Annotated in this window: 14 protein-coding genes; 8 read left to right on the top strand and 6 right to left on the bottom strand. The window is 67.3% G+C overall.

Annotation, left to right across the window (positions count from 1 at the left end; translation table 11 throughout):
* Window positions 1-9 precede the first annotated feature (9 nt).
* Window positions 10-897, bottom strand: a complete 888-nt coding sequence (locus IB268_RS28630) for an alpha/beta hydrolase (protein WP_119450679.1) — start codon at window positions 895-897, stop codon at window positions 10-12.
* 38 nt (window positions 898-935) lie between these two features.
* The gene (locus tag IB268_RS28625) at window positions 936-1,823 is read right to left on the bottom strand and encodes a LysR family transcriptional regulator (protein ID WP_175161278.1); all 888 of its coding nucleotides are present in this window, start codon (window positions 1,821-1,823) and stop codon (window positions 936-938) included.
* A gap of 97 nt (window positions 1,824-1,920) precedes the next feature.
* On the opposite strand from IB268_RS28625, the gene IB268_RS28620 reads away from it, so the two are divergent.
* Together IB268_RS28620 and IB268_RS28615 are read left to right on the top strand one after the other, a co-directional pair.
* The gene (locus tag IB268_RS28620) at window positions 1,921-2,325 is read left to right on the top strand and encodes a CidA/LrgA family protein (protein ID WP_054458484.1); all 405 of its coding nucleotides are present in this window, start codon (window positions 1,921-1,923) and stop codon (window positions 2,323-2,325) included.
* Window positions 2,315-3,007: an LrgB family protein gene (locus tag IB268_RS28615; protein ID WP_054458486.1), complete on the top strand. Its 693-nt coding sequence runs from the start codon at window positions 2,315-2,317 to the stop codon at window positions 3,005-3,007. Before IB268_RS28620 ends, IB268_RS28615 begins: the two co-directional genes overlap by 11 nt.
* Window positions 3,008-3,015: 8 nt before the next feature.
* Here IB268_RS28615 and IB268_RS28610 read toward each other — a convergent pair whose 3' ends face one another.
* Window positions 3,016-3,660 (bottom strand): LysE family translocator, encoded by a 645-nt coding sequence (locus IB268_RS28610; RefSeq protein ID WP_054458487.1) that lies wholly within the window; start codon window positions 3,658-3,660, stop codon window positions 3,016-3,018.
* Complete coding sequence (locus IB268_RS28605; RefSeq protein WP_175181732.1) at window positions 3,657-4,580, bottom strand: DMT family transporter; 924 nt, start codon at window positions 4,578-4,580, stop codon at window positions 3,657-3,659. Before IB268_RS28605 ends, IB268_RS28610 begins: the two co-directional genes overlap by 4 nt.
* 149 nt (window positions 4,581-4,729) lie before the next feature.
* Between IB268_RS28605 and IB268_RS28600 the strand changes: the two genes are divergently transcribed.
* The 4 genes from IB268_RS28600 to fusA all read left to right on the top strand — a co-directional run bounded on the left by IB268_RS28600 (window position 4,730) and on the right by fusA (window position 9,519).
* Window positions 4,730-6,190, top strand: coding sequence for a PLP-dependent aminotransferase family protein (locus tag IB268_RS28600; protein WP_054458490.1), 1,461 nt, complete (start codon window positions 4,730-4,732; stop codon window positions 6,188-6,190).
* Between the two features lie 38 nt (window positions 6,191-6,228).
* The gene (locus IB268_RS28595; protein WP_042796377.1) at window positions 6,229-6,573 is read left to right on the top strand and encodes a TIGR01244 family sulfur transferase; all 345 of its coding nucleotides are present in this window, start codon (window positions 6,229-6,231) and stop codon (window positions 6,571-6,573) included.
* A gap of 100 nt (window positions 6,574-6,673) precedes the next feature.
* Window positions 6,674-7,138, top strand: a complete 465-nt coding sequence (locus IB268_RS28590; RefSeq protein ID WP_013391481.1) for a universal stress protein — start codon at window positions 6,674-6,676, stop codon at window positions 7,136-7,138.
* Between the two features lie 269 nt (window positions 7,139-7,407).
* A complete protein-coding gene (gene fusA / locus IB268_RS28585; RefSeq protein WP_054458492.1) occupies window positions 7,408-9,519 on the top strand; it encodes an elongation factor G in 2,112 nt (703 codons plus the stop codon).
* Between the two features lie 7 nt (window positions 9,520-9,526).
* On the opposite strand, the gene IB268_RS28580 is transcribed toward fusA, so the two are convergent.
* A complete protein-coding gene (locus IB268_RS28580) occupies window positions 9,527-10,483 on the bottom strand; it encodes a DMT family transporter (protein WP_225591521.1) in 957 nt (318 codons plus the stop codon).
* Between the two features lie 244 nt (window positions 10,484-10,727).
* Here IB268_RS28580 and IB268_RS28575 point away from each other — a divergent pair, with 244 nt between their 5' ends.
* Window positions 10,728-11,198: an Lrp/AsnC family transcriptional regulator gene (locus IB268_RS28575; protein ID WP_054458496.1), complete on the top strand. Its 471-nt coding sequence runs from the start codon at window positions 10,728-10,730 to the stop codon at window positions 11,196-11,198.
* A gap of 30 nt (window positions 11,199-11,228) precedes the next feature.
* Here IB268_RS28575 and IB268_RS28570 read toward each other — a convergent pair whose 3' ends face one another.
* Window positions 11,229-12,038, bottom strand: coding sequence for an alpha/beta fold hydrolase (locus IB268_RS28570; protein WP_054458499.1), 810 nt, complete (start codon window positions 12,036-12,038; stop codon window positions 11,229-11,231).
* A gap of 136 nt (window positions 12,039-12,174) precedes the next feature.
* On the opposite strand from IB268_RS28570, the gene IB268_RS28565 reads away from it, so the two are divergent.
* The gene (locus tag IB268_RS28565) at window positions 12,175-12,672 is read left to right on the top strand and encodes a YbaK/EbsC family protein (protein ID WP_054458501.1); all 498 of its coding nucleotides are present in this window, start codon (window positions 12,175-12,177) and stop codon (window positions 12,670-12,672) included.
* Window positions 12,673-12,674: the final 2 nt, after the last annotated feature.

The raw sequence follows: 12,674 nt of genomic DNA, 5'->3' as shown, positions 1-12,674 counted from the left end.
GGAGGGCTGTCAGCCTGCCTTGCGCGGATACGCGCGGCTCGCGTCCTGCATGAAAGTCTTCACCGCGGTTTCATACTGCGCGCCGCTGCGGAAGGCGCCGGAATGCGAGGCGCCTTCGATCTTGACCAAGCGCTTGAGCTCGGGCGCGACGTTGCTGGCGGCGGCGTAGAGCTCGTCGCTCATGGTGTGCGGCACCACGCGGTCGGCGGTGCCGTGCATGAACAGCATGGGCGTGTGCATGCGCGCAAGCTTTTCCACCGAGGCGAACGGCTGCGTGACCAGCAGGCTGGCGCCGGGCACCTTGCCCCAGCGCAGCGTGGCAAGCATCGCGCCGATGCTGGTGAAGCTGGATTCCACGATCAGGCCGGCGAACGCCGGTTGTTCGGGGCGCGCGGCCAGGTCGATCGCGATCGCGCCGCCCAGGCTGTGGCCGTAGATGAAACGGCGCGCCGGATCGGGCTGGATGCGGGCCAGCTCCTTCAACCCGGCCATTGCGTCTTCCAGTGCGCTTTCCTCGGACGGCAGGCGCGGGGTCGAGGCGCCGAAGCCGCGGTAGTCGATAGCCAGCACGGAATAGCCCATGCGCGTCCAGCCGTCGATGCGGAAGGCGCTGCCGTTCAGGTTCCAGCGTGCGCCATGCAGGTACAGCACGGTGGGCGCGCCGGCTTGGGGACTTTGCCAGTACCAGGCGCGCACCTTGTCGCCGCCGGCCAGCGTCAGGTCGTAAACCTGGGTGCCGGCGGCGGGCTCGCGCCACCACGTTTGCGGTTCGGACTGGGGGGAGAAAATGGTCTGCCGCTGCCAGGAATCGAGCTGGGTGCAGCCGACGACGCTGGCGCCGGCCAAGAGGGCAACGGCGAACAGGCGGCGGGGAGAGAGGCGGGGGAAGGCTGGCATGGATTATCTGACCCGGGCGAGGCGGCTGGGTTCCGGCATCAGCATACTTCGGGATGGACTTCGCGGGTCAGGGCCAGCCAGGCCTGGGCGGCATGCGACAGGTAACCGCCGCGCCGCCACACCTGCACCATCTCCCAGTCCGTGCCGGCATCGCGCAGCGGCACCCGCGCCACGCCGGCGTGCAGCTCTTCGCGGGCCTTCAGGCGCGGCAGGAAGGCCACCCCCATGCCGGCCGCCACCAGCGCCGCGATGAAATCGATCTGGCCGCTGCGCGCGGCAACGGCAGGGGCGAAGCCGGCGCGCTGGCAGGCGTCGTGGATGATGCGGTTCAGGGCGAAGCCCGTCTCGAACAGAATGAAAGGCGTGTCCCGCAAGTCGCTCAGCCCGACAGTTTCAGCATGCGCCTTGGGGTGGTCGGCCGGCATTAGCGCCACCAGCGGCTCGCGCGCCACGGGCTGCCATTCGAAGATGTCGGGCACCGGTTTGAGCGAGGCGGCCAGTTCGATCTCGCCGGCCATCACCATTTCCTCCAGCCGGCGGCTGCCGTGTTCCACCAGACTGATTTCAATCTGCGGATAGCGGCTGCGAAAGCGCGCAAACATGGGTGCGAACAGCGTGCTGCTGCCCAGCGGCGGCAGGCCCAGGCGCAGCACGCCGCGCTTGAGCCCCTTCAGTTCGTCCAGCTCGGCGTGCAGATCGTCGCGCTGCGCCAGCATGGCGACGGCTCGGCGGTAGACGATTTCGCCGGCGGCGGTCAGCCGCGGCGGCTGGGCGTGGCGGTCCAGCAACGGCATGCCCAGTTCGTCTTCCAGTTGCCGCACGGCTTTGCTCACGGTGGGCTGGGTCGCGAAGATGGTCTTGGCGGCCTGGGAGAAACCGCCCTGGCGGACCACTTCGACCAAGGCGCGCAGGGGACGCAGTTCCATATTTATGCCTTATTGGAATGGCCTGAATTCAACGAATTCATTTTATCTATGGTCGGCGCGGGCGTAAAACATCTGCTTGCCGCAGGAACTTCGTCTCATGTCTCGCCCACGCCTCGCCATTCTTCTACGCAGCAAGCTGCGCCGCAGCCGCGTGCTGCAAATCTGCCTGCTGGTCCTCTTCTCCCTGCTGGGTCAGGCGTTGGCTCAGTTGCTGGGGCTACCCGTGCCGGGCGGCGTCATCGGCATGGCGCTGGTGCTGTTGCTGCTGGCCACGCGCCGCCTGCGGGTGCGCAACGTGCATCGCGGCGCCAGCTGGCTGCTGGGCGAGATGCTGCTGTTCTTCGTGCCGGCCGTCATGTCGCTGCTGGACCACCGCGAATTCCTGGGCGTGCTGGGCCTGAAGCTGCTGGCCGTTATCCTGCTGGGTACGGCCCTGGTGATGACGGGCACGGCCTTGACCATCGATCTCTGCTACCGCTGGATGAACCGCCATGCCAGCTGATTTCAACTTGTTGTTCTGGCCCGCCGCGACGGTGCTGGCCTATGTCTGCGCGCGCCTGTTCTACCGGCGCTACGCCTACTGGTGCACGTCGACCCTGGTGGTGGCGCCCGCGCTGTTGCTGGCGCTTGCGCTTGCGCTGCACACCGGCTACCGGGACTACATGGCGGGGTCGCACTGGCTGATGGCGATGCTGGGGCCGGTCATCGTCGCCTTCGCGCTGCCCTTGTATGAACAGCGCGCGCTGATCCGCCGTTACTGGCCCGTGCTGGTGGCGGGCGTGGCGGTGGGCAGCCTGATCGCAGGCGCCAGCGCCTGGATGCTGGGCAGCTTGCTGGGCCTGTCGCCGGACCTGCGCCTGAGCCTGCTGCCGCGTTCGGTGGCCACGCCGTTCGCGGTGGCCGTGTCGTCGCACGTGGGCGGCGTGCCGGACCTGACCGCCGTCTTCGTGATCGTTACGGGCGTGTTCGGCGCGGCCATGGGCCAGTTGATGCGGCGCTGGCTGCCGCTGCGCTCGGCGCTGGCGCGCGGCGCGTTGTTCGGCATGGGTGCGCATGGCGCCGGAACGGCCAAGGCCCGCGAGCTGGCGGCCGATGAGGGCGCCGTCGCGGGCCTGGTGATGGTGATGGCGGGCCTGTTCAATGTGCTGGTCACGCCCGCCGTGGTTGTGGGATTGCTGGCCTGAGGGCCGTGTCAGTGCAGCATTTCCAGCGCCACCGGATACAGCGACGCTACCAGCAGCAGCGCCATGCCCACATTGAAGGCGCGGATCGCCCAGGGCTTGTGCAGCACGCGGCGCAGCGCCGTGCCGAAGGTCACCCAGATGCCGATGCTGGGCAGGTTGACGATGCCGCAGACTACGGTGGCGATGACCAGATTGGCGAAGAAACCGTTCTGCGGCGTGTAGGTGGCGATCACGCCCACGGCCATGACCCAGGCCTTGGGGTTGACCCACTGGAAGGCGGCGGCCTGCAGGAAGGTGAACGGCTTGCCGCGCGTCTCGCCGTCGTCCATTTCACCTGAATTCGCGATCTTCCACGCCAGGTACAGCAGATAGGCCGCGCCCGCGTACTTCAGCACGGTGTACAACTGCGGCACCTGCTGGAACACCGAGCCCAGTCCGATGCCCACCAGGAAGATCATGAAGGTGAAGCCCAGGTTCACGCCCAGCAGATGCGGCACGCTGCGGCGGAAGCCGAAATTCAGGCCGGACGAGGCCAGCATTACGTTGTTGGGTCCGGGCGTAATGGAGCTGACCAGCGCGAACATGGCCAGGGGGCCCAGCAAGGACAGGGACATCAGAGGCACGTCGGCCCAGTTGGAGGGGAGCAGATTCATTCTTTGGTCCTGACGATGGCGCGGCGTCCGCCGGCGATGACGGCGATCACGGCAGCGGCGAAGACATACGTCGCCGGTTCCACCGATTCGCCAAACAACAATGCGGCCGCCACCACCGTCAGGAACGGTTGCAGCAACTGCACCTGGCCGACCCGGGCGATGCCGCCCACGGCCAGGCCGCGATACCAGGCAAAAAAGCCCAGGAACATCGATCCCAGCGCCAGATAGGCGCTGGCGTAGATCACCGGGGCGCTGGGCCAGCTGGCCTGCTGCGCCGCCATCCAGCCGACTGGCGCGGCCACCACGGGGGCGCTGATCACCAGGGCCCAGCAGATGGTGCGCCCGCCGCCCAGCGTGCGGGAAGCGCGCGCGCCTTCGGCATAGCCCATGCCGCCCAGCAACACGGCCAGCAGCAGCCACAGATAGCCCGTCTGCAGGGCGCCTTCGCCTTGGCGCAGCGCATAGGCCGTCACCAGCGCGGCGCCCAGCACGGCCCAGGCCCAGAAGGCGGGCGAGGGGCGCTCACCGCTGCGCAGCGCGGCAAAGGCCGCGGTCGACAGGGGCAGCAGCCCATTGAAGACGGCGCCCTGCGATGCGGGCACGGTTTGCATGGCGAGCGAGGACGCCAGCGGCCAGCCCACCACGATGCCCAGGGCGGCCAGGATCACGCCGGGCCATTCCTCGCGGTTGGGCCGGCGGGCGCGCGTCAGCCAGAGCACGGCAATCGCCGGCACGGCCGCCAGCAGCGCGCGGCCCAGTCCCACCAGTAGCGGCGCCAGCTCGCCGACCGCCAGGCGCGTCATGGGCAGCGTCAGGGAAAAGACCAGCACTCCCAGAAAACCATAGCCGTACCCCTCCCATAGCCCAGCGGGGGCGCCAGGCGCAGCCTGGGAGGTCGGATAGAAAGCGGGACGGGTCATCGCAGCCACCAAGGTAGGGGAACGCCGCGGGCATCGCGCCCATCCGCTATTGCGGGTTTTCGGCATTGCTGTCACTCTACGCATAGTTGTCGGTACAGTACCGGTACACTTTTGCATATCACTTTAATCACTGGCCTGGTGAAATCCCCATGACAGTTGCTTCCGCCGCGACCGCCTCCATGCCTTGGCAGCCCGTGCGCCAGGCCGACGCCACCCTGGTGGCGCAATTGGCCGATGGGCTGGCGCGCCGCATCGATGAACAGGGCCTGCGGCCCGGCACCCGCCTGCCGTCGATCCGCAAGATGGCCGAACAGTCGGGCGTCAGCCGCTTCACCGTGGTCGAGGCCTACGACCGCCTGGTGGCCCGCGGCCTGGTGCAGTCGCGGCGCGGCGCGGGATTCTTCGTACGGGCGCGCAGCGGGCAACTGGCCGCCGTGGCCAGCGCGGCGCCCGCGGCGTTCACGCCGCCTGCGCGGATCGACGTCGCCTGGCTGCTGCGCAGCATGTTCCGCGACACCAATCCTTCAGGCATGCCCGGCGGCGCGGGACTGCTGCCCGCGGACTGGCTGGACCCCGAGATGGTGGCAGGCGCGGTGCGCGCCGTGGGCCGCTCCGTACGCGGCCATCTGGTCAGCTATGGGCATCCCCAGGGCTTCGGCCCCTTGCGCCAGCAGATCGCCGCCTTCCTGCAGAACGACGGCGTGCCTGCGCATCCGGAACTCAATCTGCTCACGACCAACGGCGTCACGCACGGGCTGGACCTGATCGCGCGGCACCTGGTCAAACCGGGCGACACCGTACTGGTCGAAGACCCGGCATGGTTCGTCATCTTCGGCCGGCTGGCCGCCTTCGGCGCGCGCCTGATCGGCGTGCCGCGCGGCCCGGACGGCCCCGACACGGCGCTGCTCGAACAGCTGGCGGCCCAGCACAAGCCCAAGCTCTTCATCATCAACGGTTCGGTGCACAACCCCACCGGCCACACGCTGTCGGCCGGCGCCGCCTACGACATCCTGCGCATCGCCGAACGCCACGATTTCCTGGTGGTCGAGGACGACACCTACGGCGAACTGCATCCAGGCGGCGCCATGAAGCTGGCCGCGCTGGACCGCCTGAAGCGGGTGATCCTGGTGGGCGGCTATTCCAAGATGCTGGCGGCCAGCCTGCGGGTGGGCTATCTGGCCGCGAATCCCGAGATCCTGCAGAAGCTCGCCGACCTGAAGATGCTGGCCGGCCTGACCTCGCCAGAACTCGGCGAGCGGGTGATCCACCGGGTGCTGATGGAAGGGCAGTACCGCCGCCACATCGAGCGCGTGCGCCTGCGGGTGGACGATGCCCGCCAGCGGTGCCTGAAAGGACTGCTGAAACTGGGCCTGACGGTGCATCACGAGCCGCACGCCGGCATGTTCGTCTGGGCCGACTACGGTCGCGATACCGAGGCGCTGGCGCGCGTGGCGGCCGACCACGGCATGCTGCTGGCGCCGGGCACGCTGTTTTCCCCGTCCCAGGCGCCGTCGACGATGCTGCGCTTTTCGGTCACGATCGCCGATCATCGGGGCGTCTGGACCGATCTGGAAAAAATCTTCGCGCAAAACGTCTCCAGCAATCAATAATAGAAAGCTGTCTCTTTGAAGCCATTGAAGGAACCGCCATGTCCGCACCCATCAAACCCCTGACCCAGAATTTCGCCGTCGCGCCCCAGCTCGGCCCGGACGACATGGCGGACGTCGCCGCCGCCGGCTACAAGAGCGTGATCATCAACCGTCCCGATTTCGAAGGCGGCCCGGACCAGCCCACCGCCGCAGACGTGTCCAAGGCCGCCCTGGCCGCCGGCCTGCAGATCGAATACCAGCCCGTCGTGGGCAGCGCCATGACCGCCGCCGACGTGGTGCGTTTCGCCGAGCTGTTGCGCACGCTGCCCGGCCCGGTCCTGGCGTACTGCCGCACCGGCACCCGCTGCACCAATCTGTTCGCCGCCGCCCAGCAGCTGGGTTGAACGCAGGCTTGACGCGCGTCAAGGCGCGCCGGGTTCGGTTGATGTGAACCTGGCGCGTTTCCGGTAGCATGGAGGTACCTCACAAACAGGAGCAGGCAAGATGTTCAAGAAGATCCTGATTCCCACCGACGGTTCTCCGCTCTCGGCCCAAGCCGCCAATGCCGGCATTTGCTTTGCGCGTTCCGTGGGCGCTGAAGTCGTCGCGCTCTACGTGACCCAGCCTTTCGCGGCAACGATCGGTTTTGACGGCATGGCTGCCGCTTACGCCATCACCGACGAAGACTACGAAAAGGCCTCCGCCGAGCAGGCCGACAAGTACCTCAAGCAGATCACCGACCGCGCCGACACCGCTGGCGTGAAGTCCGAGTCGCGCGCCGTGTCGAACTTCAACGTTGCCGACGGCATCGTGCAAGCCGCCGCCGACGCCGGCTGCGACCTGATCTTCATCGGCAGCCACGGCCGCAGCGGCCTGTCGCGCCTGCTGCTGGGCAGCGTCACCGCCAAGGTCCTGTCGCTGGCCAGCACGGCAGTGCTGGTGTATCGCGTCAAGGAAGAAAAGAAGTAGCCTGCCGCATCGACCGCCGCGGAATGCTCTACGGAGCTGCCCCAGGCTGGTGCATGGCTACGGAGCCCCTCCCGCTGGAGGGGCTTTTTTTATCCTTGGCCTTTGCAGGGACTAGGCTTGTTTCCTGGCGCGCCGCGCGTAATATTTACGCATCAGTGCGGGCGCGGTTCCGCGATTCTCAAGCACCCTACGCGGCATGGCGCCCGCCGCGGCAAGGCCCGGTCGGGCTTGCCGTCTTCGCCCGGTAGTTCACTGCAAGGGAAGAGGCCATGACTCGCAAGACGCGTATCGAGCTTTACCGCAATATCGGCATCAGCGCCCACATCGACGCGGGCAAGACGACGACCACCGAGCGCATCCTCTTCTATACCGGCATCACCCACAAGATTGGCGAGGTGCACGACGGCGCCGCCGTGATGGACTGGATGGAGCAGGAACAAGAGCGCGGCATCACCATCACGTCGGCCGCTACCACCGCCTTCTGGAAGGGCATGGCGGGTAATTATCCCGAACACCGCATCAACATCATCGACACGCCGGGCCACGTCGATTTCACCATCGAGGTCGAACGCTCCATGCGCGTGCTGGATGGCGCGGTCATGGTCTACGACGCCGTGGGCGGCGTGCAGCCGCAGTCGGAAACCGTCTGGCGCCAGGCCAACAAGTACAAGGTGCCGAGGCTGGCCTTCGTCAACAAGATGGACCGGGTCGGCGCGGACTTCCTGCGCGTGCAGCGCCAGATCGCCGAGCGCCTGAAGGGCGACGCCGTGCCCATCCAGCTGCCGGTGGGCGCCGAGGACCATTTCGAAGGCGTGATCGACCTGGTCAAGATGAAGGCCATCATCTGGGACGAGGCCAGCCAGGGCGTGCGCTTCGAGTACCGCGACATTCCCGCCGCAATGCAGGCGCAGGCCCAGGAATGGCACGACAAGATGGTGGAGAAGGCGGCCGAAGCCAACGAAACCCTGCTGGAAAAATACCTGTCGGGCGAACCCTTGACCGAAGACGAGATCAAGCAGGGTCTGCGCATGCGCACCATCGCCAACGAAATCGTCCCCATGCTCTGTGGCAGCGCGTTCAAGAACAAGGGCGTGCAGGCCATGCTGGATGCGGTCATCGACTACATGCCTTCGCCGGTGGACGTACCCGCGATCAAGGGCCATGACCAGCGCGACCACGAAATCGAACGGCATCCCACCGACAACGAACCGTTCTCGGCGCTGGCCTTCAAGATCATGACCGACCCCTTCGTCGGCCAGCTGGTGTTCTTCCGCGTCTATTCCGGCGTGGTGAAGTCGGGCGACTCCGTTTTCAATCCCATCAAGGAAAAGCGGGAACGCCTGGGGCGCATCCTGCAGATGCACGCCAATGAACGGCGCGAAATCACCGAGGTCTACGCGGGCGACATCGCCGCGGCGGTGGGCATCAAGGACGTCACTACTGGCGACACGCTGACCGACCCGGCCCACATCATCATCCTGGAGCGCATGGTCTTTCCCGAGCCCGTCATTTCGCAGGCGGTGGAGCCCAAGACCAAGGCAGACCAGGAAAAAATGGGCATCGCGCTGGGCCGCCTGGCGCAGGAGGATCCGTCCTTCCGCGTGCGCACGGATGAAGAGTCCGGACAGACCATCATTTCCGGCATGGGCGAGCTGCACCTGGAGATCCTGGTCGATCGCATGAAGCGCGAGTTCGGCGTCGAGGCCACGGTGGGCAAGCCCCAGGTCGCGTACCGCGAAACCATACGCAAGACCTGCAACGAGGTCGAAGGCAAGTTCGTCAAGCAGTCGGGCGGCCGCGGTCAGTACGGTCATGTGGTGCTCAAGCTTGAGCCGCAGGAGCCCGGCAAGGGCTATGAATTCGTCGACGCCATCAAGGGCGGCGTGGTGCCGCGCGAGTTCATTCCGGCGGTCGACAAGGGCATACGCGAAGCGCTGAACGCCGGCATATTGGCGGGCTACCCCGTGGTGGATGTGAAGGCGACGCTGTTCTTCGGTTCGTACCACGACGTGGACTCGAACGAGAACGCCTTCAAGATGGCGGGCTCGATGGCCTTCAAGGAAGGCATGCGCCGCGCCGATCCGGTGCTGCTGGAACCCATGATGCAGGTCGAGGTGGAAACGCCCGAAGACTTCACCGGCAACGTCATGGGCGACTTGTCCTCGCGGCGCGGCATGGTGCAGGGCATGGAGGACATCGCGGGTGGCGGCGGCAAGCTGGTGCGCGCCGAAGTGCCGCTGGCCGAGATGTTCGGGTACTCCACCTCGCTGCGGTCGCTGACCCAGGGGCGCGCGACCTACAGCATGGAGTTCAAGCACTATGCCGAGGCGCCGCGCCAGGTGGCGCAGGAAGTGATGGCGGCCCAGGGCTCGGGCCGCTGAGTCAGCGTCAGGCGGGGGCGGCGGCCGTGGCCGCCGCCGTGCGCATGCGCGACGAGGCCAATTTCACGCCCAGCAGAATCATCACGAAGCCATAGGCATGGAACAGCTGCGGGGCCTCGCCCAGCAGCGGCCAGGCCAGCAGCGCGGCATAGACCGGCACCAGGAACATCGACAGCCCCGCCGTGGCTGGCCCCGCCTGGCTGATCAGGCGGCCGTACACGTAGTACGCGCCCAGGCTGGGCACCACCGCCAGGAACAGCAGCATCGCGGCCAGCCGCGGATCGCCCCAGGGCGGCGTGGCGCCGGCCGCGGCCTCGATCGCGGCAAAGGGCGCCAGGGCCAGCACGCCGCCCAGCATCATGGCCGCCAGCCGGGCGCTGTCCGGCACCGCGGGCAGACTCAGCCGCTTTTGCAGCACGGTGTAGAAGGCCCAGCCGGTGGCGGCCAGCAGCACCCAGAGGTCGCCCTGGCCGAAATCCAGGCGGGCCAGCGTCTGCGCATCGCCGCGCGCCAGCACCACCAGCACGCCGCCCAGGGCCAGCGCCAGGCCCGCGCCGCGCAGGGCGGACAGCGGCTTGCGCCAGATGATGGCTTCCAGCAGCGCCACCAGGATAGGGCTGCACGAAAAGATCAGGGCGATATTGGTCGCGCTGGTGTTCTGGGCGCCGATGTACTGCGGTGCCACGGCCACGCCCATGCCCAGCACTGCCAGCGGCGCCAGCGACGGCAGGGCGCGCCACAAGGTCTTGCGGTGCGCGCGCAGGGCGGGCGCGGCAAGCGGCAGCAGGATCAGCAGGGCGATCAGCCAGCGGCCGAAGGCCAGAAAAACAGGAGGGAGGTTGGCATCATGGGCCCAGCGGGCCGCCACCATGTTGGAGGCGAATAGCGCCGGAGCGGCGAAAAGCATGGCGGTGCCGGACAGGCCCAGGCCGGATCTTGCGGGTGCTGCTGCTGCGAGAGACATGGTTTCCTGCCGCGCGGATCGGCGCGCGGCGTGCTGCGTTGATACTGCCGGCGCCTGCGCCGGGTTATGCCGCAGCGTGGACGCCGAAATCGGACGGGCGGGATAGGTGACCGTCTTGCAGGAGAGTCTACGGGCAGGAGGGCAAAATAGGTTTCCTGATTCACGCCATATTTGGGGAATCTGGAGAATAGTTGTCTTGTAGAATTAGTTTTTGCAGGGAAAATATCTTCGTTATCCGTCCATCATGCCCGCATCGCCCAAAATCGACGAAACCGACCGCAAGATCCTGCGCGCGCTACGCGCCGACGGACGCCTCACCAACCTGAAGCTGGCCGAGCAGGTGGGGCTGTCGCCCACGCCCTGCTGGAACCGGGTCAAGGCTCTGGAAGAGGCGGGCGTGATCGAAGGCTACGCGGCCCTCTTGAACCAGAAAGCGCTGGGCCTGCCGGACACCGTCATGATCGAGGTGACGCTGGAACATCACGACGACGACACGCTGGCGCGCTTTGGCGAAGAGATCACGCGGCTGCCGGAAGTGGTCGAGGCCTTTCTCGTGACGGGCGAGTACGACTATCTGATCAAGGTGGCAGTGGCGGGGACCGAAGGCTACGAGGAATTCCTGCGCAAGCGGCTCTACAAGCTGCGCGGCGTGCGGCACAGCCGATCCACCTTTGTGTTGCGGCGCTTGAAGCACACGCCTTCGGTCGAACCCTGAGGCGCGCGCTGCGGCCGGGCAGATCCGGCGTCAGCCGTTGATGAAGGCTTCGATGGCGCCGTTGAAGGCGCGCGGATTGCCCAAGTTCATGCCATGCGACGATCCCGTGATCGTCACCCGCTGCGCCTGCGGCAGCCATTGCGACAACGCGTCCAGCACGGCCGGGTAGGGGGCAGGGCTGAGCGCGCCGCCAATCAGCAGGGTCGGCAGCTTCAGCGTGCCGATCTGCGCCGGCGTCAGCGCTTCGGGCTTCTCCTCGGCCTGTCCGAACAGCGTGCCGACGTTGTCGCGCACCATCTCCTTGAACCACGGCACCATGCGTTGCCAGGTGTCGGGGCCCGTCACGGTATCCACGAACAGCGCCAGGCCGTCTTCGATCTCGCCGTCGCGGATGAGCGCCAGCGCGCGCTGGCGAAAACCGCCGCGCAGGTCGTCGTCACCAGGCAAGGGCAGGCCCGGGTCGGCCAGGGTCAGGCTGCGCAGCGCGCCGGGCTGCTGCAGCGCCGCTTCCAGCGCTACGCGGCCGCCGCGGGAATGCCCCACCAGATGGGCCGGTTCGCCCGCCACGGTATCGATGAACTCCAGCACGTCGCTGGCATGCTGTTCGATCGAAAAGCCATCACCCTCGCCATCCCAGGTCTCGGGCCAGTAGCGGCGCAGGCATACCGCCAGCACGCGGAACGACTTGCCCAACGGCGCCATCTGCGACTTCCAGTAGCGGCAGTCGGACAGGGAACCGTGCACCAGCACCAGAGGCGCGCCGCTGCCATACTCGGTGTAGGACAAGGCGTAGCCGCCGATCAGGGCGGTTTGCAGGGGCAGGACGGGTTCGGAACGCATGGGTGTCGGATGGGAAAGCCAGGAGCGCATTCTAGCCCGCAGGCGCCGGGCACCGGGCGCCGGCGCTGATAAACTCGTTTTCCGATCCCTCGGCGCGCTGGTCGCGCTGATTTCCCAACTCCACGGAGCCGCCCCGATGTCGCCTGAGTCCCTTGCCGCCTTGCCCGAATCCGCCCAGCGCGTCGCGCGCCTGCTGCTGGAGCTGGGCCATGACAAGCCCGTGGTCGTCCTGCCGCAAACCGGCAAGACCTCGGCGGAAGCGGCGGCGGGGCTAGGCTGCGAGGTTGCGCAGATCGCCAAGTCCATCATCTTCCGGCGCGCCTCGGATGACGCGCCGGTGCTGGTCATCGCCAGCGGCGCGAACCGCGTGGACGAGGCCAAGGTGGCCTCGCAGGTGGGCGGGCTGGCCAAGGCGGACGCGAAGTTCGTACGCGACATGACCGGCTACGCGATCGGCGGCGTGTGCCCCATCGGCCATGCGGTCAAGCCGGTGATGCTGTTGGACGCGGATCTCTTCAACTACGACAGCCTGTGGGCCGCCGCCGGGCATCCGCACGCGGTGTTCAACCTGACGCCGCGGCAGTTGGCGGACATGACCGGCGCGCCGGTCGTGGACGTGGCGCTGCGCGCCTGACA

Source organism: Achromobacter sp. ACM01, assembly GCF_014851745.1.
GTDB classification, from domain to species: Bacteria; Pseudomonadota; Gammaproteobacteria; order Burkholderiales; family Burkholderiaceae_B; genus Achromobacter; species Achromobacter aegrifaciens.
This window is presented reverse-complemented; position numbering and strand designations above follow the sequence as displayed.